The organism is Kothea flammea, from assembly GCF_052161645.1.
In the GTDB taxonomy this organism is placed as follows: Bacteria; Planctomycetota; Planctomycetia; order Pirellulales; family Pirellulaceae; genus Laterigemmans.
This window is the reverse complement of record NZ_CP197414.1, coordinates 286,602-308,078: the sequence shown is the minus strand read 5'-3', so window position 1 is coordinate 308,078 and position 21,477 is coordinate 286,602. Positions and strand designations below refer to the sequence as shown.

19 protein-coding genes and 1 pseudogene are annotated in these 21,477 nt (G+C 51.6%); 19 read left to right on the top strand and 1 reads right to left on the bottom strand.

Annotation, left to right across the window (positions count from 1 at the left end; translation table 11 throughout):
* The first annotated feature begins 43 nt into the window (after positions 1-43).
* From SH139x_RS01070 to SH139x_RS01055, 4 genes are all read left to right on the top strand, one after another.
* Entirely contained in the window at positions 44-4,996 is a 4,953-nt protein-coding gene (locus SH139x_RS01070) for a tetratricopeptide repeat protein (RefSeq protein ID WP_488353442.1), read from the top strand.
* 60 nt (positions 4,997-5,056) lie between these two features.
* On the top strand, positions 5,057-5,740 hold the full coding sequence (locus tag SH139x_RS01065) for an exosortase-associated EpsI family protein (protein ID WP_488353441.1): 684 nt from the start codon (positions 5,057-5,059) through the stop codon (positions 5,738-5,740).
* A 121-nt stretch (positions 5,741-5,861) separates the two neighbouring features.
* Entirely contained in the window at positions 5,862-6,755 is an 894-nt protein-coding gene (locus SH139x_RS01060) for a sugar transferase (protein ID WP_488353440.1), read from the top strand.
* A gap of 194 nt (positions 6,756-6,949) precedes the next feature.
* Entirely contained in the window at positions 6,950-7,870 is a 921-nt protein-coding gene (locus SH139x_RS01055) for an XrtA system polysaccharide deacetylase (protein ID WP_488353439.1), read from the top strand.
* Between the two features lie 183 nt (positions 7,871-8,053).
* Here SH139x_RS01055 and SH139x_RS01050 read toward each other — a convergent pair whose 3' ends face one another.
* On the bottom strand, positions 8,054-8,245 hold the full coding sequence (locus SH139x_RS01050; protein ID WP_488353438.1) for a hypothetical protein: 192 nt from the start codon (positions 8,243-8,245) through the stop codon (positions 8,054-8,056).
* Between the two features lie 150 nt (positions 8,246-8,395).
* On the opposite strand from SH139x_RS01050, the gene SH139x_RS01045 reads away from it, so the two are divergent.
* The 15 genes and pseudogenes from SH139x_RS01045 (at position 8,396) to SH139x_RS00975 (ending at position 21,432) form a co-directional block, all read left to right on the top strand.
* The gene (locus SH139x_RS01045) at positions 8,396-9,709 is read left to right on the top strand and encodes a TIGR03087 family PEP-CTERM/XrtA system glycosyltransferase (RefSeq protein WP_488353437.1); all 1,314 of its coding nucleotides are present in this window, start codon (positions 8,396-8,398) and stop codon (positions 9,707-9,709) included.
* Positions 9,710-10,012: 303 nt separating this feature from the next.
* On the top strand, positions 10,013-10,570 hold the full coding sequence (locus tag SH139x_RS01040; RefSeq protein WP_488353436.1) for a Uma2 family endonuclease: 558 nt from the start codon (positions 10,013-10,015) through the stop codon (positions 10,568-10,570).
* 41 nt (positions 10,571-10,611) lie between these two features.
* Positions 10,612-11,148, top strand: coding sequence for a Uma2 family endonuclease (locus SH139x_RS01035; RefSeq protein WP_488353435.1), 537 nt, complete (start codon positions 10,612-10,614; stop codon positions 11,146-11,148).
* A gap of 34 nt (positions 11,149-11,182) precedes the next feature.
* Complete coding sequence (locus tag SH139x_RS01030; RefSeq protein ID WP_488353434.1) at positions 11,183-12,073, top strand: ABC transporter permease; 891 nt, start codon at positions 11,183-11,185, stop codon at positions 12,071-12,073.
* Positions 12,074-12,150: 77 nt separating this feature from the next.
* Positions 12,151-12,497, top strand: a pseudogene (locus tag SH139x_RS01025) (four helix bundle protein).
* Between the two features lie 57 nt (positions 12,498-12,554).
* Complete coding sequence (locus SH139x_RS01020; RefSeq protein ID WP_488353433.1) at positions 12,555-13,823, top strand: ABC transporter ATP-binding protein; 1,269 nt, start codon at positions 12,555-12,557, stop codon at positions 13,821-13,823.
* A 103-nt stretch (positions 13,824-13,926) separates the two neighbouring features.
* Positions 13,927-14,670 carry a class I SAM-dependent methyltransferase gene (locus tag SH139x_RS01015; protein WP_488353432.1) on the top strand — a complete coding sequence of 248 codons (744 nt, stop codon included), beginning with the start codon at positions 13,927-13,929 and terminating at the stop codon, positions 14,668-14,670.
* A 213-nt stretch (positions 14,671-14,883) separates the two neighbouring features.
* Positions 14,884-15,834, top strand: a complete 951-nt coding sequence (locus tag SH139x_RS01010; RefSeq protein ID WP_488353431.1) for a glycosyltransferase family 2 protein — start codon at positions 14,884-14,886, stop codon at positions 15,832-15,834.
* A gap of 284 nt (positions 15,835-16,118) precedes the next feature.
* Positions 16,119-16,604: an acyltransferase family protein gene (locus SH139x_RS01005; protein WP_488353430.1), complete on the top strand. Its 486-nt coding sequence runs from the start codon at positions 16,119-16,121 to the stop codon at positions 16,602-16,604.
* Between the two features lie 11 nt (positions 16,605-16,615).
* Positions 16,616-17,362, top strand: a complete 747-nt coding sequence (locus SH139x_RS01000; protein WP_488353429.1) for an acyltransferase family protein — start codon at positions 16,616-16,618, stop codon at positions 17,360-17,362.
* A gap of 483 nt (positions 17,363-17,845) precedes the next feature.
* On the top strand, positions 17,846-18,070 hold the full coding sequence (locus SH139x_RS00995) for a hypothetical protein (RefSeq protein WP_488353428.1): 225 nt from the start codon (positions 17,846-17,848) through the stop codon (positions 18,068-18,070).
* 502 nt (positions 18,071-18,572) lie between these two features.
* Positions 18,573-19,007 (top strand): hypothetical protein, encoded by a 435-nt coding sequence (locus SH139x_RS00990; protein ID WP_488353427.1) that lies wholly within the window; start codon positions 18,573-18,575, stop codon positions 19,005-19,007.
* Positions 18,989-19,483, top strand: coding sequence for an acyltransferase family protein (locus tag SH139x_RS00985; RefSeq protein WP_488353426.1), 495 nt, complete (start codon positions 18,989-18,991; stop codon positions 19,481-19,483). Before SH139x_RS00990 ends, SH139x_RS00985 begins: the two co-directional genes overlap by 19 nt.
* A complete protein-coding gene (locus SH139x_RS00980; RefSeq protein ID WP_488353425.1) occupies positions 19,470-20,351 on the top strand; it encodes an FkbM family methyltransferase in 882 nt (293 codons plus the stop codon). The genes SH139x_RS00985 and SH139x_RS00980 overlap by 14 nt, the downstream gene beginning before the upstream one ends.
* A gap of 55 nt (positions 20,352-20,406) precedes the next feature.
* Entirely contained in the window at positions 20,407-21,432 is a 1,026-nt protein-coding gene (locus tag SH139x_RS00975) for a glycosyltransferase family 2 protein (protein WP_488356132.1), read from the top strand.
* Positions 21,433-21,477 lie beyond the last annotated feature (45 nt).

Genomic DNA, 21,477 nt, shown 5'->3' with positions numbered 1-21,477 from the left:
GACTCTGCTTTAAGTCGCTTACACATTGACTTACGATCCCTGCATGAATACTTACTCGGACACGACAACTCTTTACGATTCGAAAGAGTACACTGACAAGTTGGAGAAACGACAAATTGAGTGGCAATGGAATCGTCCTTTGCTGTTGTCGACACTTGCCTTCGTTTTGTTCGTGGCGCTCGGTTCGTTCGTCTCTTACCGGTATCACACTGGAGAGATTTCGCGGACTTATTTTGCCAGGGCACAGGCTGCCGCTGAAGCAGGTGATCTCGCCGAACAGGCCAAATGGTTGCAGCGCTATTTATTGATCGAGCCAGGAGACTTGGATGCGGTCGTGACAGTCGCGATCGCAGCTGACGAAGCAGCGGAAGCAGCGGTGCCGGCCCAGCGTTTCGAGGCAATCGAGCGTGCTCGGCGATTACTCAGCTCATCGATCGCCCGTCTGAATCCGCAGGATCGCGATCAATCGAATGAGCTTCGACGTCGCTTGATCAAGCGCTTACTTCAGCTTGGTGGCGCGTGGTATCGCGAAGCGGAAAGACAGGTGGTGTCGCTTGCCGCCGAAACAACCGAACCACAGGCGAATCGCTGGATGGCCGAAGCGCTGGTCGGGCAGGTACGTTTGGCAAGGTATGACCTGCGGATAGCCGACAAGTACGACGCCGAAAACGACTATTGGAATTGGCTCTCGCATCAACAACCAGGCGAGGTGCTAATCGAAGCGATCAAGTTGAATCCGGGCGAGCCAGCTCTCATCGGCAGCCTGGTCGAACTCTTTCAAGCGTCACCCGAAATGTTCGATCAAATTGACGGCGACGCCGGGCAGCGTGATGCCGCGTTGGCAGCACGAGTCGAATCGCTGTTCTCCGGAGTTGTCGCTAACACCGACAGCCGATCGCTGTTGATTCGCTATCGCTTTTACCAAGAGCGAGGACAAGCTGAGAAGGCAGCTCAGATTCTCTTGCCCGCTGCCAAAGAAGCGTCAGCTCGATTGGCTGCTGCTGCCGCTGAGCCCAACAACCAGCCCGTGGGACCAGTCACGGATCAAGCTGACGCACAAACCTGGGATTACATTTTGCTAGCAGAGGCCGCTCGCCAAATCAGTGAATCCGATCCACAACAGGCCAAAGCCCACTACGAACAATTAATGGCTTATCGCCCCAGCTCGCTCCCTGCAAACGTCGCAGAAAGCGTGTACCTATTGGCGGGACAGTTGTTGCTGCAGCAAGGGGACGCAGACAGCGCTACCGAGGTTTGGAAACAAGGGCTCGATTTCAGTCCAAACAACCTGGACTTGCTCGGTTCGCTGGCAAGGTTACAAGTTTATCAATTACAGACGGAACCGGGGCTACTCGACCCTGCTCAATACACGAGTGTGCTGTCGGACGAAGAAACTTCTGAACAATTGCCGAAAGTCGACCTGGCAAGCGCGACCGCGACACTCAGGCAGTTCAAGGAAGCCATTGAAACATTATCGAATCGTTTGATTCAAACTTCCGAAGCGGCCCTACCGCGTGAAGCGAGATTGGCTCTCGGGCGGAGAATTGAAACGGCTCGTTGGCGTTCTCAAGTGCTGCAGGCCGCGTTGGCAATACTCGACGATCGGCCCCGCGAGGCGATCGCCAATCTCCGCGAAGCGATTACCTCGACTGCCGAGGTCGAAGTATCCGAACGAATCGTCGCAACATTGCAGCTCGCATCGCTGTACCAAAACGAAGGATCTTGGGATCAAGCTGGGATGATGCTCAATGAAGCCATCAAACTCTCTCCTGAGAATGCCGCCTTACGAGCGCGAGCCGCGAATGCTTGGGCGCGGGCGGGTGATCAGAACCAATCGCTACAGCAATGGCGAATGGCAGGGAATTCCAATTCACTTGGTATCCAAGTTGCATCCATGGAAGCCCTTTTGAACGATCAATTACGCCTGCCACCCGCGCAACAGGACTTCAGCGGACTGCGAGTTGCGATCCGTAACGCCCGTAGCCAGCATGCCGGTGCAATCGAGAAATTCATGGCTACCAGCAAACAGTTGCGTGGCGAGACCAATGAAGAAACGCCGCAAGTCGACCAGGGTCTGCTCGATCCGGAGACTCGCCAAGCAATTGCACAACTAGAAATCGTGACCGTTTTGCTTCCACCCACGGGAATGCATGCGGAACAGTATTGGCAGTCCGCCGACTTCGCGGCTTCCCTTGCGGTGTTGGCAGAGCAACACCCGGACGAATTATCGATCCAAGCATTCGCGGCGGAACGATTTGCGATGCTCGGTCGAAAAGACGAATCCAAACAAGCTCTCGCCCAGTTAGATTCCCAGCTCGGCCCCAACTCTATGACTTCGGCCATCGTTCAGGCACGAATCCAGGCTAGCCAGGGGGACGCAAACGGCGCGGCAAAAGGTTTGCTGGCTTACGCAGAATCAAAGGTTGATTCCGCCGACAAATCGGAAACCGATGAAATTTTTCGGCTGGCGGGCGCTTACGCGCTCAGCGATAGCCAGCCCGAACTTGCCTACCAAACAATGCTAAGAATTCCCGCAGACCGGCGATCGCTCACGATGGAATTTCTGCTAGCGCGACTCGCAGCTCAGCTACCTGCGAGTTCATCGATCTTCCAACAAGCAGGTGCGGTAGGCTCGCCCGCGGAATTATCGGCAGAGTGGGAAACGCAATTAAAGCAGCGAGAAGGAGAATCAGGTTCCCATTGGCGCTTTTTGAAGATCACACGACTCATCGCTCAATTGCGTAGCGAAAACACCTCGATCAAGCGCGATGCCCCAAAGCTGGTGGAAGCAAGGCAAACATTAAAGGAATTGCTGACCCTCCGTCCCCGCTGGGGCGAGGCGATCTCGCTGGAGGGTCAGTTATTGGCGATCGAAGGCCAGCCAGAGCGAGCAGTGGAGTTTCTCCGCAAAGGCATCGCGGCCGGTGACCGCCAAATGCGGACACGGGCCCAGTTGTGGCAGCAATTGGTGCTGTTGGGACGCGAGGCCGAGGTGGATGACGACATCCGCGCCACCGCCGCCGCCGCTGGCCAGCCACTCGAACAATACGCCTCGACGCGGATCCAGCTCGCAGTACGACAAGGTGATTATCATTGGAGCGTCGAAGTGGCGCGGCAGGCGGCCGAGCAACGCCCCGACGATGCCGCTGCCCAGATCGTTTTCGCCCGCACTGCGGCAATGGCAGCTAGACAGCCTGATCTAAGCGAAATCAGCGGCGATCTCCTGCAACAAGCCCGCCAAGCAATCGATGCCGCCCAACAGATTGATGGTGCCAACCAGTCCTCAGTGGTTTCAGCACGCATGGCTGTCACCATTGCCGCTGGCGATGAAGCGGCAATCCGCGCTGAAATCGACCAACTGAAGGAAAGCACACTTCCTGATTTCGAGCGTTGGATACTTGCCAGCCAGGCCTTGGTCGCAATCAAAGATTACGAAGCAGCGCTACCACTGCTGAAACAAGCGGATCAAGCTCGTCCCTCAAGCCGAACGCAACTCGCACTGGCGGCGCTATATCGCGAATTAAAACGTAGCGAGGACGAGGTTGCCGCGCTCCGACGAGCACAGCAACGCGACCCGGACAATGCAATGCTGAGAAATCAGTTAGCGCAAGCATTGGTTGCTCGTGATGGCGGCGAAATCGATTGGCGGGAAATTGAACAGTTGCTGCAAAACTCGGCTGGAGTCACCGCGATCAACCGATTCCTCTATGCGATTCTGCTAGGCACAAGAGGGCAAATCGAGCAGCAAGAACAAGCGGCCACGATCCTGCGAGAGATTATCCTAGAGCGTAATGCACGCAGCGATGATGCTGCCCGCGTGCTCGCGGCGATTCGACGACGCCAACTGGAAGCTCTGATCGCGGCACAACTCCCCACCGCAGGTGATAACAACGCCAACACCTCACAAGAAAATGTTGCCGCGGAAGCCAAACGATTAGGGGATGAGGCACGTCAACTTTACGATGCACTGTCCAGCAAGAGTCCGCCCGCAGCGACCGACCTGTATCGCTACGCCGACTTTCTTTTACAACTGGGTGATGAAAAAGACCACGATAAAGTCGCTCAATTAATTGAACTTCTCAAAAATTCACCGCAAGGCACGTTTGTTGCTCTGGACATCAGCATTCGCTTTGCCAAGAAAACTGGCCGTCAAGAAACCGCTCCACAGATTGTCGATCAATGGGCCGAGCGAATTACGACGAACGGAACCATCGACGATAGTAACGTGGCATCGATCGCCGGCGCCTCACTGGTAAATCTCGGCTTTGTCGAAGAGGGTTTGCGCTGGTTTGAACAAGCTTACGAACAAAACGCTGAATTGCTTTCCAATTATGTCATCACATTGGTGCAGGTGGAACGACCGGATGAGGCCAGGGAAGTGTCCGCGAACCATTACGATAAACATCAAGATGCCGTGTCGGCGATGCTGCTGAGCGAGCTATTGCTGAATCATCCAGAGGCGGAAAGCAACCAACCCTACCTGCAGCGAATCGACCAGGCAGTAAAAAAATTCGATCGCAACGCGCCCCTGTTGGAGAGCGTGGCCACCTTGCGAATGCAACAAAATGATTACCTCGCCGCAATAGCTCTCTTCCAACAGGCACAAACCGTAGAACCTCTGCGGGTACGTATCTTAAACAATCTAGCGATGTCCTTTTCAGAGGTACCTGGGCGAGAAGCCGAAGGAATTCTGCCCATCCAACAAGCAATAAACTTGGCAGGAGAAATTCCCGAACTGCTTGATACGAAAGGGGTCGTGTTGCTGAAAGCTGGCAAGTTGGTAGAGGCCGAGCAAGTCTTCCGTTTAGCGATTGAAAAACAGCCCGAAGAACCGCGGTTCCAATTCCATCTGATTCTAACTTTGATCCAACAAGGCAAGGAAACTGAGGCTAAAAGTGAGTGGCTGCGACTGCGGCACGACAAACTCGACCCCAGCGGTCTAACACTCAGCGAACGGCAGATACTAGAACGTTTACAAGGTGCTTACGGCACGTAAATGACCCTAAGAACCACATGCGAACATTACATTTCACCACTCAAATCAAATGAAGTTCATGTGAACGCGATTGATGATGCAGAAAAGTCCTCCGCCGCACAATCCCCGCAGTTTCGCTGGCGGGCGCCGTTTGCCATTGCGATCGGCATGATCCTACTGTCAGCCGTAGTCCACGGCTATTTCGATGGGCGTTGGGCCAAACCTACCGATTTGATCGCGCAGGGTCAAAAACTCGATCAGTTACCCGAGCGCTGTGGTCCTTGGGTGTTGCTGCAAATCACGGAACTTGAAGAAAACGCGGCTCGCATCCTGCGTTGCTATGGGTCGACCGTCCGTGTTTATCAACATGAAACCACGAAAAGCATGGTCAGCGTGGCTGTCTTGTTTGGACCCCGGGGTCCGATTGCGGTCCACACACCCGAAATTTGTTACAGCTCGGTTGGCACCGAACAATTGGGCGAACGATCAGAGAAGTCGGTGCGTGTTGCCGGACAGTCGCACGGCTTATGGTCAGTCCAATTCGGCGAAAAATTTTTAGATGGAAGTTTAGGCCAACCGTCACTTGATGTCTGGTATGGCTGGAGCGACGGAGGGGCATGGATGGCCTCAGAAAACCCCAGGTTTTGGATGACTACCAACCTTTACAAGCTCCAGGTCGCCGGCCCACCCGAGCAGACCGATACACCCTCGTGCGAGGATTTCCTAAAAGAGTTCTTGCCAATCCTCATGCCACTGTTAAGCTAGCTCGACTAGCCTAATTTCACTATGGCGATCGGCCAGATTCATAATAATTTATCGAGCCACTAAATTGTTTTACCAAAGACGGCTTGTTATCAATCCCTTGAAACGAAACGTGCGAACTTAAATGTCCTCTGTCCATTTCGCCAATCATGCATCCGAACAGTTCGAATGCTTTGTTGACAGTTCGGAGTTGTCAACCGAACGGCAGCAATTTTTTCGGCGCAAGTATCTAGTTGATCGATTGATCGCTTCGGCGTTATTAGTCGTGACCAGCCCCTTAACTTTGCTGTTAGGACTATTGGTTCGCCTAACCTCGCGCGGACCTTCATTTTACCGACAAGAGCGTGTGGGACTCGACGGCAAGACTTTCAAAATGATCAAGCTGCGATCGATGATTGTCGATGCGGAAAAAGAAGGAAAACCGATTTGGTGCGTAAAAGGGGATCCACGGATCACGCCGCTCGGCCATGTCTTACGAAAACTGCATCTCGACGAGTTGCCACAACTGTTAAATGTGGCTCGAGGCGAAATGTCCTTGGTGGGGCCCAGGCCCGAACGACCCTCGATTTGCGAGGATCTGGCAGAAGAGATCGAGGGCTATTATCAACGACTCCAAGTCAAACCAGGGATCACTGGGTTATCCCAGATTAATTTGCCGCCAGACCTTACGATTGAAGATGTACGGCGAAAACAAACGCTTGATCTTTGCTATATTGAGCAAACCAACTTCAGCATGGAACTGAGAATTTTACTGGCCACCTGCATGCGGGTGTTCGGTATCAAAGGTGAGACCGTGATGCGTTGGATGCGATTGTGTCGCCGTCACCTGCTGGTACAACATGGGTTATCACCAGAGCTTCTCGTTCGCCCCTCGCGGCGACGATTTCGCGGCAAGCGACCGACACAAGCTCAGCCACCATCGCAGGCTCCTGAACTTGTCACCTGTAACGTTCGTCGCATTGATCCCACACCACTGCCGCAAACGAGACAAAGCGATCATTCCTGTCGCCCTAAGTAAGAAATAATCAGCGGGCAATCCTCGGCCCGCGGCTCTGTCCAGCGGTGCCTGCAAACATTGCTACACAGCTCAGCGGCACCCGCGTCGGACCAAGAGACTGGGCGTGCTAGCTAGTGGCATGGTAGCATGAAAAATTTGCTTGGCACGTCGCAGCCCGACAAGACAATCCACCTCGAACTTCAAACTTTTTGACTATGTCTTGTTGTAATGCGATGACCGTCGATGTCGAAGACTACTTTCAAGTCTCCGGTTTTTCTGCGCGTGTTTGCCGTCGCACCTGGGATCGTTATGAATGTCGCGTCGAAGCGAACACGAACCGTTTGCTGTCGCTTCTCGAAGATGTTCACGTGCGGGGCACCTTTTTCGTGCTCGGATGGGTTGCCGATCGATACCCCGAACTGATCCGCCGTATCGCCAGAGCGGGTCACGAACTTGCCTCACACGGCTATTGGCATCAACTGGTATACGAACTAACGCCCGAGGAATTTGCCGCCGACATCGTGAGCAGCCGCGATGCGATCGCAACTGCCAGCGGAATTCAAGTCGATGCCTATCGGGCCCCCAGTTTTTCGATTGTCCAGCAATCGTTGTGGGCATTAGATTTATTGGCCGAACATGGGTTCAAGACCGACTCCAGCATTTTCCCGATCAGCGGACATGACCGATACGGGGTGCCCGATGCGAATAAAGAAATTCATGATATCGAGACTCCACATGGCACGATTTGCGAATTCCCACCATCGGCTTGGTCACGACCACCACTGCACTTGCCGATCGGTGGCGGTTACTTTCGCCTGTTCCCACTACGCTTGACCACCGCAGCCATCAATGGCGTTCGTCGCCAGGGACGACCCGCCATGTTTTATATTCATCCTTGGGAGTTGGATATCGCGCAACCTCGCATCAACGGCATATCTCGAAAAACTAGATTCCGACATTATGTCGGTTTACAGCATACCGAGAAACGATTGCGGCGAATTTGTCAATCGCATCCCTTTGACACTTTGTCGACCGTGATTGAATCTGTCAAAAACCAGCGAAAATCGACGCACCAATCGCCCCCCACGGCGTCTGCAAGCAAAGCGCTGGCGTCAAAAACCGTCCATTGTTTGTAGAAGGTCTATCCCCGGCGTTGATCCGCCAAAAAAAGACAAAAACCAACCGACAGCTCCATTCGCTCAACTATGATTAGCTTTCGAATCTGAAAGCGCGAGAACTAGAATAACCGGCTAAGCGAATAGCCGGCCGTTAGCGGCTTCAGCGCAAAGCTCCGTTAAGCCTCACTGACAGATAAGATTTTACGTTTGTAAACTGATATTAGACAGGTGGTTGCGACCACCGAAATCGGGTGTGATGTCACCCAAAAGCACGAAGTGCGCGCTGACCAAGTCGACAGGTTGCGGGTTGAGGCAATTACCCATAGCATTCGGCGTTTGCAATTCATGTTTGGGAGCGGTCTTGGCCAGGAGTGCTGCGGACGGTCTACTCAAACAGGCGGAAGTCCTGCTCGTTTGATGATAAATCTTGACGATCAATCAATTTATCGCCTCCGCTTCATTCAATGACGCCCTGAAGCTCGGAGTTTCGGAGTCTATGACGAAGCAGGCCAAGGTTCTGCTCCCGAGACGCTAAGTGTTTCTATGACTAGCAAACCATCGCCGAAACGATTGCTGATGTTAACGCATCGGTTTCCCTACCCGCCCAATCGTGGCGACCGGATCCGATCGTATAATTTGCTAAAAGTATTGAGCGAGCATTTTCGAGTCACGCTCGGCAGCACGACCGACGAACCGGTCCATCAGCACGAGCTCGATCACGTCCAATCGTTGTGTGACGATCTCTTTGTCGCGCCACTTGGAAATATTCGACGCTTCGGACGAGCGCTAGGATCATTCGCGGTCGGTAATAGCATCACGGAAGGGATGTTTGCGTCGCGCCAACTGGCTCGGCAAATCAACAGGTGGCATGAGAAAACTCCGTTTGATGCGGTGTTAGTTTTCTGTTCCAGCATGTATCCATATGTTGACAAAAAGTCGTTTGCCGGAGTGCAAAGAATCGTTGATTTGGTTGATGTCGATAGCCAGAAATGGCGCCAGATGAACCGCCAGGCTCGTGGTCCGAAAAAGTTTCTTTATGGAAGTGAAAGCAAGCGAGTACGAAAACTCGAACAACGCATTGCAGACCGAACCGATGCCGTTGCCTTGGTAAGTGACTCCGAAGCGGACCTGTTTCACCGTACGGTTGCGGTCTCAAAGCCATCTTTTGGCATCAGCAACGGAGTCTGCACCAACTATTTTACGCCACGACCCCAAGCTGCAATTCACTTGCCGCCGAAGACATTATGTTCAACGACCTTGTCGCTGGTGTTTACCGGCGTACTGGACTACGCCCCCAACGTTGAAGGAATCGTTTGGTTCTGCCGTAATGTCTTGCCGAAGCTGAGCGGAGTCATTGATGTTCAATTGTCCGTGGTCGGACGTCGGCCATGTCGACAAGTGCTCGAACTTGGTTCAATCCCTGGTGTCAAGATTGTAGGTGAGGTCCCCGATGTTAGGCCCCATCTGCACCAAGCGGATGTTGCGATTTCCCCGCTTAAGTTAGCGCGAGGTATCCAGAATAAGGTTCTCGAAGCGATGGCTGCTGGAATGCCGGTCGTTGTCACGCCCGAATCGGCCGAAGGGATTGATGCGGTCTCGGGCGAACAATTTTTTGTTGCGGACACGGTCGAGGCATGGTGCGAAACGCTTTCCAGGTTGGCCTCTGATCCAGTGCTTCGAACTACAGTCGGTACGAGTGCCCGTCGCCTAGTTAAATCCGAATACTCCTGGTCCGCCCGCATGGCCAAGTTCGTAGCCATCGTCAATTCCCTTCCGCACAAATCAACCGTAGCCGATGCCGCCAGGCTTCCGTCGAACCCAGCCCAAACCGGAACTCTGGCGAGCCCCGCTACGTGAGCAAGTCAAACATCGTCTGCCCAATTTCCCGATCATTCGTCAGCATCACATCCAGAAACTGACAATCTCACGGAAATCGAGAGCACCTTACACTCGTTTCAGCGTTCCGAGACATAATCGGGATCAACGGTCACCGACGAGCACGAAGTGCGCGCCGACAGCCCAAGCAATAAGCCGTAGCGACTGCCGACAATCACCAAGCACTCACTACTTCCCTATCTCCCCTCGCCCCATGTTTAAGGAGAGAGGCCCGGGGGTGAGGGGCTTTTTAGGCGAGCCCCGCTCCTTAACACCCCACGCCGCATGCCCATTTCGACCACAACACGACTGACCACGGCCGAGCAGCTTTTTGCTCTTGTGCCGGACGGGTTCCGCTACGAATTAGAATCGGGAAAGCTTTGCATGATGTCGCTGGCGGGTGGTCGTCACGGTAGGATCACATTTCGCGTCGGCTACCTACTGAATCGGCACGTCGACGAAAATAACTTAGGCGTTGTTTATGCGGCAGAAACCGGGTTTCTAATCGCCAGCAATCCCGACACGGTATTGGCTCCGGACGTTGCCTTCGTCTCTGGGGCTCGGCACAAGCAAATCATCGATGAGGAACGATACGTTCCACTGGCCCCTGACTTGATTGTGGAAGTATTGTCACCGAGCGATCGATTTTCGAAAACGGAATCGAAAGCGCTTGCTTGGCTCGACGCAGGTTCAAAACTTGTGTTGTTCGTCGACCCGGAGCAGAGAACCGTTCAAAGCTATCGTTCAAGAAAGCAGATTGAGATTTTCACGCTCGGAGAATCGATCGACTGCACCATCGCCGTCCCCGGTTGGCGCATCGCCGTCCAAGACATTTTCGCGTAGCGGATGCCGCCAGGCTTCCGAAGAACCAACCACAAAACCTAATGCCCGAGCCCAGTTACTTACCGCATTACACGTACGGCGATTACTGCCAGTGGCAAGGTGATTGGGAGCTTTACGACGGGATCCCGATCGCCCTGACCCCCTCGCCCTTTGGTAGACACCAAGTTCTGGTAACCCGACTCGCGTGGTTGATCCAGAGTGAATTGGAAGCCAATGGATCTACCTGTCAAGCGATCGTGGAGCTGGATTGGGTCGTAAGTGATGACACGATCGTCCGCCCGGACTTGATGGTTGTGTGCGGGAAAATGCCCGATCGGCATCTCGAATCGTTGCCATCGCTGGTCATCGAAGTCCTTTCGCCATCGACACGCTCGAGCGACTTGGGTTTCAAACGCGAACTCTACGAGCGTGAAGGCGTCCCGACCTATTTGATCGTCGACCCGCAGAAGGCGAACGTAACGCAGTTGACGCTCAACGACGGCCATTACGTTTTTAGCGTCCATGATTCAACAGACTTGACGATCACGCTCGGTGATTACCATACGATCGCCCTGCACCTACAAAAACTTTTTCGATAGCGACAACGCACAAAGCACCGCGAAACGCATCCCCGTGACCACCACTCTTCAAGACAAACCGACCATTCAAACAGCACAACCATCGTCGATTGAAGCGATAGCTTCTCAACACGTCACGATCATCGAGGCTCGACGACCATGGCAGATCCTCGACTGGCGAGAACTCGTTGCCTATCGCGATCTGTTTCGTTTCTTGATTTGGCGCCAAATCAAAGTTCGCTATGCGCAAAGTGCGATCGGCATCGGCTGGGCGATCATCCAACCCGTGTTCTCGATGCTACTATTCACGATTATCTTTGGTCGGCTCGCTCAAGTTGGTAGCGAGGGTGCTCCCTATGCCCTTTTTAGTTTTGTGGCGCTCGTGCCCTGGACCTATTTTTCCAACGCCGTGACCGACGGAGTCAGTAGTTTGGTCAGTGAAGCGAACATGCTTCGCAAAGTCTATTTTCCGCGGATCCTGATGCCGCTGTCCGCCGTCGTCTCCAAGCTGGTCGACTTTGTGATCGCGATGGGGTGCCTGGCAGTGTTAATGGTTTTCTATGCATACCTGCCACCCTGGCAAGTCATTTTTGTCCCGTTTCTGACGCTGTTGATGGTGGTCGCGTCCTCCGCGATCAGCATCTGGCTAACCGCGCTGGCCGTCCAGTACCGCGACGTCAAGCATGCCATGACGTTTGTGATCCAACTCGCCATGTATGCTTCGCCGGTGGTTTATCCGACCAGCTTGATACCCGCGCAGTATCAATGGCTGTACGCGCTCAATCCGATGGTCGGAGTGATCGAAGGATTTCGCGCCAGTATCCTGGGCACGCAGCCGATGCCCTGGGATCTCATTGCCGTCGGCTCACTCGTTTCAACCGTTCTGCTTCTCACGGGACTAGTCTTTTTCCGTGGCAAAGAACGCACTTTCGCGGATGTGGCTTGAGAGCGGCTAGTTGCTAGCTGCAAGGCGCTAGAAAGAAATCTAGCAACTAGCCACTCGCTTCTAGCCACTGCAATAAAATGAGTTATGAAGACTTGGTTGTTTGGAAACGTTCAGCAAAGTTTTCGGTAACGCTTTACCAAGAGACAAAAGAGCTGCGAGATTTTGGATTTCGAGACCAACTCACACGTAGCGGTCTTTCGATTCCGTCGAATATTGCTGAAGGTTACGAACGTGATAGTGATGCCGAGATAGCTCGCTTTTAACGATCGCCAAAGGCTCTACCGGAGAGTTGCGAACCCAAATCCTGATCGGAATCGAAGCGGATTTTTTGCAACGCACACCAGCAACACAATGGGCGGACGAAGCCCACCAAATCGGAAAGATGTTAGCCGCCCTCATCAAGCGTCACCGCAACCGCAAATAAGTCACTAGCCACTAGTCGCTAGCTTCTAGCCACTATCGTCCAGCCACTAGCTTCGAAATGCCCCGCCCCGTAATCTCCGTCGAAAACCTGTCCAAAGCCTATCGCATTGGCGCCAAGGAAGAAGTTCCCGACACGCTGATGGGATCGCTTTCGAGCGTCCTGCGCTCGCCGCTGAAGAACTTTAGCAATCTCAAGAAGCTGAGTGCAATTCGCGAGGGAAATGAGGACGAGGATGTCCTTTGGGCGCTCCGCGATGTTTCGTTCGAGGTCAAGGAGGGTGAAGTTTTAGGTGTGATCGGTCGCAACGGTGCCGGCAAGAGTACGCTGTTAAAAATACTCAGTCGTATCACCGAACCCACCAGCGGCCGAGTCGTGATCCATGGTCGCGTTAGTAGCTTGTTGGAAGTAGGGACCGGTTTTCACCCCGAGCTAAGCGGACGCGACAACATCTACATGAACGGCACGATTCTTGGGATGACCAAACGTGAGATCGATCGCAAGTTTGATGAGATTGTTGATTTTTCGGGTGTAGAAAAGTTTTTAGACACGCCTACGAAACGATATTCTTCAGGAATGCAAGTGAGACTTGCATTCGCGGTGGCTGCACATCTAGAACCGGAAATCCTAGTTATTGACGAGGTCCTTGCAGTCGGTGACGCAGAATTCCAAAAACGCTGCCTCGGGAAGATGAAGGACGTTGCACAGGACGGAAGGACGGTGCTTTTTGTTAGCCATAATATGGGTGCGGTTGAGTCGCTATGCTCTCGCGCGATAGAAATACAACATGGGAAACTGGTCTTTAACGCGTCAGTTGATGAGGCGATCGAACACTACCACGAGCGAATTCATCAACGAACCGAAATGCCAGCGGAAAATCCGTTCAGCAAAATGTCCTACATTAAAGACGCATCACTTTTGGATCGAATGGGAAATACGACAACGTTTCTCGTTGTTGGTGGGACCTTTCATTTGCGTATCAAATTGGATTCAGACCGGCGGCTGACTGGCCCCAAGATTGGTGTGGGAATCAACAGCATTAACGGACAAAGAATGCTGACGATTCATACGCCAGCGAAGGACAGTCCTGTTGATTATGTCGATGGATGTTCTGCAATCGACTGCGTAATAGATAAGTTCCCACTCTGCCCCGGAAATTACACACTAAAAGTAGCACTAACCGACAATTCCCACGAACTAGAGTCCGTTGAAGACGTCGTGCCGTTTTCCATTGTCGACGGCGAAATTTTTAGAGAAGGGCGTGGCTTTCATCGAGGCGTATGTATTGCCGAAAGCACGTGGTCTCGCCAAGAATCTTTGAGAACCTGAAATAATTATGCCACCACTACTTCGATTTGCGACATCTGATTTGCTGCTAATACTATCCGACTCGACCAGAACCTTTCACTCTCAAACAGTGCTAACAATTGCGTTGATCTCGCTGCTTATCATGCTCGTCGCCGTATGGGTAATTTCAAAAAGGGTCTCCAAACGATTATGGAAGATCCATGCAGCGATCGAGGAAAATAGCAAGGATGCACATCAAGATTTGGCTATCGAACTTCATGCTATGCAGGTGGTGCTGAATCGTTTTCCTGAATGCAAAATACCAACCTCACGATGGTCTATGCGATTCGTCAACTTACACGTCATCGTTGACATTTTGGATCGCATTAAACCGGATGTAGTTGTCGAATTTGGTTCTGGGATTTCAACTCTATGCATCGCCTCTTGGATGAGGCAACAAGGGCGAGGGCACCTATATTCATTCGATCATGACGAAGACTGGGCGTCGCTGACTAAACGTCATGTGACATCTAATCAGTTAGAGGATTTCGTTACTTTGAACTTTGCTGAATTAGCTCGCGAAGGTAGCATTGCGAAGTTTCCTGGATGGTATCAACTTGGAACTGCCATCGACGAAATCGACGGAATAGACCTTGTAGTTGTCGATGGCCCACCCGCTGGCTTAAAAGGGCTTGAGTTATCTAGGCTCCCCGCATTGCCAGCGCTTCAATCTCGCCTATCAGCTCACGCAGTTTTGGTGTTAGACGACGCTAGAAGGAATGGAGAGTCAACAGTCGTTGAACGATGGAAAAATCAATTTCCTGAGTTCAATAGCCGAGTGCTTGGGGAGACTACGGGAATAGCGGTTCTGGAACGAGGAGGCCGCTAAAGCACGTGAATTAAGTTTTGCTGCTTGAATAGAATTGCACGTCGAACGGGACGTTTAGAATATATTACTCTTCCCTTCAGCGTGAATTGCCTTGGTTCAACCGACCAACTGAAATTTCTTGCAGGAATTTCTCTTCAGTACGGATTTCAAGATTCGCTTTTTGGAGTGATGCTTGATGCATCGGGTGTGTAATAAGTGAGAATAGGCTAATAGATGTCCGGAAACAATTCAGTCTCTGTTGTCATACCCTGTTATAACGCTTCGCTTTTCCTTCGCGAAACGATCAGTTCGGTACTATCGCAGACACGGGCGGTGAAGGAAGTGATCGTAATCGATGATGGTTCTACGGACGATTCTGCCGCGATCGCTGAGAATTTCGGGAACCCAGTGCGCGTTATTCGGCAGCATAATCAAGGCGAAAGCGTCGCTCGCAACCGCGGTATCGACGAAGCCCAAGGTGAGTGGCTTGCGTTCTTGGACGCCGATGACGTCTGGGAGCCAGACCGTCTCGAGCGATTAGCGGCTCTGCAAATGCATTCCCCCAGTTCAGTTGGTTGTTTTTTCAACGGATTATATCGATTTCATGATAAGGTTCGTCAACAACATAGCATTAGTCGGCCTACGGGAGAGGATACGCGAACTGTTGCTGAGCATTTAGCGAATGGCGGCGTACTCCCGAGTACGGCTCTGGTACTCAGGGAGCTTGCTCAAAAAGTTAGATTTCCGGAGAACACTCGGGTCAATGAGGACCTATTTTTCTTCTGCCAGCTTCGACGGCTGACATCGTTTTATTTCTTGGCCATGCCGCTCACGGGCTGGCGGGTTGCAGAGACCCAGCAATCACGGGCAAGTGATTACGAATTTGAAGCAGTGATTGCGCGAAATGCCTTTCTCAATGATCATCTCGAGTGGTTTTCGCCCTCCGAAGTTGAAATGCTGAGGAGGGCGTTTGCAGAGAGGCTAGTGACTGCGCATGAGAACGCCTTTTGGAAACGCGATTTGACAACCGTTCGTGCGTGTCGCCGATTGTATTGCGAGATTCCAATGCTATCCGATTTTGAGTTCCCACAGGCTTTTTCCCGGAGGCTATTCCCTTCGTTGTTTTATCGCATCAAAGACGCTGTCGACCGAAAAGTTAGCTTTCGCCGCGAATCCTTGATTTAGGGCAAAAGGCAGTCATAAGACGTTAATTAGCAAACACTGATAACTTCAAATGCGACAAGTGTTCTTTTCGAATGAGATATGGGAGCCAGTGTCTCGTAAATTCCTAGCCTATTTCACATGCCTGTGGTGGCTGTCGCGGTTGGAATTGCGGCATATAGCGAAATACCTATTATGAAATGAACCTTTGGGTGATCAGTCCAGTTCCATGGGAATTGTCCCTTGTCGCTCGCCGAATGAGCGACTTGCTCATGATCGGTGCAAATAAAGATTAAGATATCGAAATCATGTCTGACTGCATTTCTGACGATGGCACCACCGACAGAGCGACTCGCAATGTCCCGCTACCCGTTCGGCGGTCTACACGTTACCAAACGCTTGACATTTGGCGAGGTGTGGCGTGTCTAGCAGTGTTGGTACACCATTCAGTATTTTACAATCCTGAGGAACCTGAGGGACTCGCTAGTTCGGTTGTCAGCCAATGGACGCACGGATTAACGTCAGTAGCGCGTTGGGGCTGGATCGGGGTTCCTGTCTTTTTTGTGATAAGCGGCTACTGCATTGGGGCAACTGTAGAATCCTCGAAGGTGAAATCTACACGAGCTGTAGAATTTTTCGCGAAGCGTTTCCGTCGAATTTTCCCACCGTACTGGCTCGCGTTTGGTATCACCGCTTTCTTCGTGGTTCTCGTTGACTATGTCCTGATGCCACACGCGGTTTCGTCCGTCCCCGGTGGTTTGACCCTCGTGATCTTGTTGGGAACATCACCCTAACACAGACGTGGTTGCCTAATATTATTGGAGGAAATAGGCAGTGGTTTATTTCAGCCGCATGGACCCTATGTTATGAAGAACAATTCTACGCAGTCACCGGATTTGCACTCGCTCTGGCGGCGAGGCGGCTCTTTTTGAGCCTTGCTGCGGTGACCGTAATGGTTTTGGTTTTAATGTGCTGTACAAACCTTGCTGGGATTCAAGTACGAGGATTCTTTTTTGATGGTCTATGGTTGGAGTTTGCGGCCGGGCTGGGCGTGTATTATCTAATTAACCACGCAGATGGACCCGCATACGCTGCTGGCGTTGCTGCGCTGGTAGGTGGGTTACTTGTTTCCTGCTTCATCGCGAACTCAAATCGGCATGACTGGTCAAAACCGAGTGGAGGTACCTATATCATTGCGTTCGGGTTTGCGATTTTGTTGCTTCCACTTTGGCGTTTTGACGGGGTGATTGCAGGGAATAGGTTACTGCGCCATGTCAAGCTATGCGGGACCATGTGCTATAGTCTTTATCTTATTCACATGCCGGTGATGACGGTTGCGGTTGGGATTGCGGTTTATAACGGAATAACTATTCGCGAAATGAACCCTTGGCTGGTCAGCCCAGTTCTATGGATATTATCCCTTGTCGCTGGAGCGGCATTTTATATTTCCGTGGAAAGACGATTTCTTAATTTGCCGCAAAGTGAGCACAGTGCTGTGATGGTAAACAAAGGAGATCCCGTATCAGCGTTCCCGATATCCAACTCTCAGTAGTTCCACAGAGCGTGTAATAATTGAGTCGCGAGACAAAATCAATCACCGTTCCGTACCGTTACTTTTGACAGGTTCGCCGGCAACCACCGCGTCCGAACTCGAATTCTTCGAATTGGGCGGTGAACGGTTAACACGAAATGCCGATCAATGAGAATAAAGACGTATATAAAATCGCTTTCTTTCGCGGGGCCTTTTACACAAGTATGGGGGCGGCGTTTAGGAGAGGTTCCAGCAGATACCGCCGCTGGAAACGTAATCCAGGCCGAATCCTTCGAAATATGTTCTGGGGCGTCAAAGATCTATTTGTCGTTCAGATTGGCTCTATCGTTGGTCTCACGAATGACCCGATCTTTCCCCTGCTCAATCGCAACAAGTCATGGGGCGCCTTGCTCGTCGAACCCGTTCCTTTTCTGTACGAGCGATTAAGAAAGAATTACAACGGATTTTCGAATATTCGATTCGAGTGTGTCGCGGTTGCTAAAAATGAGTGAAAGCGCCTTTTATTCCGTCGACCACGCCGCCAAGCGAGACTTGCCGTTTCTGTCAGAATTAGGTTTGCAGGGACGCTGGGTCCATGACGCATTCTTGCAGCACTACGTTCCAAAAGAAGGTCTTCATGCTCGCTATTTGCGGGATCATTTACTGGGTATGGGGCGACTGGCAGTGCGCACGGGGAGTAACAAGATTCCGAGATCGGTCTACCGCTAATCGGCTGAGTCGGCCTTGTTAGTAATTATTTGGAAAAGTATTGGCAGGAGAATTGAGTAGTATAAAGCGTTTAGCCGCACCTTCATCGCTTTGGGGAAAATTATCAAGGCGTGGTGGAGTACAGCGTAATGACAAGTTGGTGCAATGTGCGTTCTGGCCACTGGCGATCTGTGTCAAATGAACATGTTAAGTTCGGTAAACGGTAATCCTCGCATTCTTCACATTGATCGTTTGCGGGGCTATGCCATCTTAATGGTAATTGGATGTCATACAGCGGCGCAGTTTTCAGAACTTCCGTGGCGAGTTAAACAGGTGCTTGCTAGCGGATGGAATGGAGTTCAGTTATTTTTCATAGCTATTGCTTTTACGTTGTTACTATCCTTCGAGGTGCAGGTTCGAAAGCGGGGGGGCAGCAAACTAGGTTAACTTTTTCAAACGGCGATTCTTCCGAATTGCACCCGCTCATTACCTTGCAGCGATCGTTTACAGTACGCTAAATCCGGTGCGTGTTAAACCTGTTCTGGGGCTGTTCGGCTTTACGACGTTACTTGGTGAATGGATCCCATTTCCCATCGGCCAGCATCTGTTTCCCGGTGGCTGGAGTATCACGGCTGAGTTTTCTTTCTACTTAGTCTTTCCGCTAATTGCACTCCACGCTCATTCAACTCGACGCGCGGTGGGTTTATTGCTTTTGTCAATCGTGCTCGCGATTTGTGGAAACACGATTGCAGCTGAACTGCTTTCAGATCATTTGTCACCAACGGCAATGGGCAATTACCAGTTCTTCTCGTTTTGGAATCAGCTTCCAGTCTTTGCGTTTGCGAATCTTGTTTACAATGCGTTTTATCAGTCATGGATAGGCGATACTGCTAAGCACTCAATGAGCACCGAGAGCAAGCGGACGAAAAAATTATCTGTGTGGTTTTGTTGCTCGTGATCGCTGAATTCTTACCCCTTCCGCGGTCTTTTGGTTTAACAGCCCCTTGGGTGCCAAGTTTCTTTTTCTGTTCACTATTTCTCGCTGGATTCTGTCTTTTGGTTTCGGGCGACACGCCAAAACTAGTTGTTAACGGAGTTGTTGCTCGGATTGGTGTAGTAAGCTTTTCTGCTTATCTTTGGCATTGGCTTGTATTAGACTTGTTTAACAAATTCCTGATAGGGCAATGGCTATTCGCTCAAACCCGATTTTGTGCTATCGGGGCCTTTATAATTGCGTACGTAGGTGTCGTGATTCTGACGTGGGCCATCGCGAGTCTCTCGTATCGGTTGGTTGAACAGACCGGAGTCGCATTTTCGCGACGCCTGATCCAGAAACGTCGCTCAAACGTAGTTGTCGAGACCGAGCTGGCCCTGGACACTACCCCCTCCCCTAAATTGACCACGTGCTGGAACGCTTCCAATGCTGCTGCTTAGTGCGGTAAAAACGACGGTAAAGAGAACACTTAAGCGTTGTCTTCCGGGCAATGTTTTGGCGGCGGGACGCGTCGCGTGGTATCTCGCACGCGAGAAACCAAAAGAACTTACGAGGATACTGCGACTTATCAATTTAGGTCAGGTTTGTGAGGCTTTAGCGAATTACGAGGGTTCGCAGAAGGAAAACGGCATCGAATTCAAGCTTCGACTTTACAAAAGTCACAAGCCGCTAATCTTGCGAAACGGTACGAGCGACTTCAATATGTTTCGCCAAGTGCTTATTGATCAGCAATATGAAGTCGAGCTCAGTGGCCCAGTCGAATACATAGTCGACGCTGGTGCGAATGCCGGCTTTTCAAGCTTCTTTTTCCTTAACCGCTACCCAAATGCCCGCGTGATCGCCATTGAACCCGACCCCGAGAACTTTGAGGTTGCACGTCGTAATTTGGAACCATACTCGGACCGCTGTCATCTTTTGCTTGCAGGCATATGGGGTAGCGAAGGAACGCTTAATGTTCATCGTACAGCGGCGGGTAGTGGGCGAATTTCGCATTGTTCGACACAGACACTGCCGGGAGAGCCTGATGACAATCTCGCCGTGCCGGCACGCACCATTCAATCGCTGATGGAGGAGTTTCAGTTTCCTAGAATTGACTATTTAAAGATTGACATAGAGGGCGCAGAACTTTCGTTGTTTCGCGATGGAGACATTTCTTTCCTACAACGGACCAACTTTTGTGCTATCGAGTGCCATGGCGATGAATGTTTAGCGATCTTTTCACGTGCTGCAAAATCGGAAGAATTTATGCTCAAAGAGTCGGGCGAATTAACGTTCGCAATGAGGCAGACGGCTCTGCCACTTGCATGAATTATTAAATTAAGGGATCCCTGGTGCGACATTGCTAAAGAATCAGTCAGATGGCATGGTAACGAAGTCGCCGCTCGTTAGCATTATCGTTCCCACTTTCAACCGCGCGGCAATGCTAGCGGAAGGACTAGAATCAATCAGAAATCAGTCGTTTTCGGACTGGGAGGTGATAGTCGTAGACGATGGAAGTACGGACGTGAATCGGAAGGTAGTTGAATCGTTTGGGAAGCAATCATCACAACCTGTTAAGTATTTTTATCAAAAAAATCAGGGAGCGGGAGTCGCACGCCAACGGGCTATTGACGAGTCTTGCGGCGAAATACTTGCATTTATGGACAGCGATGATCCGTGGTTGTCGCACCATCTAACCGATTGTGTCGAGGCCTTGTTGGCTTATAACGATATCGATTGGGTGGTCGGACCAGCTAGAGTGGTCAACGACTTGACAGGAGCGGTCGTTCATGAAAGTTCTTTTGTTCCTGACGGTAGGCCGCGTCCTCTCTTTGAACTTAATGCGACACGGCGGGGGCAACTAGCTGTCATTGATGATCCAGGGTTTGTCGAACACGTGATCGTAAAAGGGTTCCCGGGCGGGCTTCAAACTTCCGTGCTTCGGCGCTGGGTTATTGAGAAGGTTCGGATACGTCCATACCGTCTGTTCGACGATATCGCGTTTCAGCTTGAGGCTGCAGGGCACGGCGTCCGTGTTGGGTATTTCCAAGAGCCGCACATCATATATCGAATCCACAGCCAAAATGTGTCTCTGGTAGGCGATGGCAGCCAGTCTTACGAGAAGCGGTGTAAAGTGTATGCGGATGGCGTGAATGTACTTCGAGAGCTAGCGCAGGAACCAGTGTTTTCCCAATCTCAACGAAGTCTTATTTTTCAGAAACAATCCGACATGCTGTTCTGGGACCTTGGATATCAGACCTACTGGCAGAATGGATGTAGAGTGAGGGCGTTTCAAGCATTTTGCAGTGGTCTGTATTTAACACCGTGGGACAGACGCAAGTGGAAAACGCTGGCGGCATCGATTGTTCGTTTAATGCTGCGACGCGCCCCTGCTGCGGGAAGAAATTGAGCGGAAGATGACGCTTGCGATTTGCCTACGCATGACCGAAGGGAC

Coding starts and splice junctions, on each gene's coding strand:
- SH139x_RS01070 (WP_488353442.1), top strand. CDS start 44: ATGAATACTTACTCGGACACGACAACTCTTTACGATTCGAAAGAGTAC.
- SH139x_RS01045 (WP_488353437.1), top strand. CDS start 8,396: ATGACTAGCAAACCATCGCCGAAACGATTGCTGATGTTAACGCATCGG.
- SH139x_RS01040 (WP_488353436.1), top strand. CDS start 10,013: ATGCCCATTTCGACCACAACACGACTGACCACGGCCGAGCAGCTTTTT.
- SH139x_RS00980 (WP_488353425.1), top strand. CDS start 19,470: ATGCTGCTGCTTAGTGCGGTAAAAACGACGGTAAAGAGAACACTTAAG.
- SH139x_RS01055 (WP_488353439.1), top strand. CDS start 6,950: ATGTCTTGTTGTAATGCGATGACCGTCGATGTCGAAGACTACTTTCAA.
- SH139x_RS01035 (WP_488353435.1), top strand. CDS start 10,612: ATGCCCGAGCCCAGTTACTTACCGCATTACACGTACGGCGATTACTGC.
- SH139x_RS00975 (WP_488356132.1), top strand. CDS start 20,407: ATGGTAACGAAGTCGCCGCTCGTTAGCATTATCGTTCCCACTTTCAAC.
- SH139x_RS01020 (WP_488353433.1), top strand. CDS start 12,555: ATGCCCCGCCCCGTAATCTCCGTCGAAAACCTGTCCAAAGCCTATCGC.
- SH139x_RS00995 (WP_488353428.1), top strand. CDS start 17,846: ATGAGTGAAAGCGCCTTTTATTCCGTCGACCACGCCGCCAAGCGAGAC.
- SH139x_RS01005 (WP_488353430.1), top strand. CDS start 16,119: ATGTCTGACTGCATTTCTGACGATGGCACCACCGACAGAGCGACTCGC.
- SH139x_RS01060 (WP_488353440.1), top strand. CDS start 5,862: ATGTCCTCTGTCCATTTCGCCAATCATGCATCCGAACAGTTCGAATGC.
- SH139x_RS01010 (WP_488353431.1), top strand. CDS start 14,884: ATGTCCGGAAACAATTCAGTCTCTGTTGTCATACCCTGTTATAACGCT.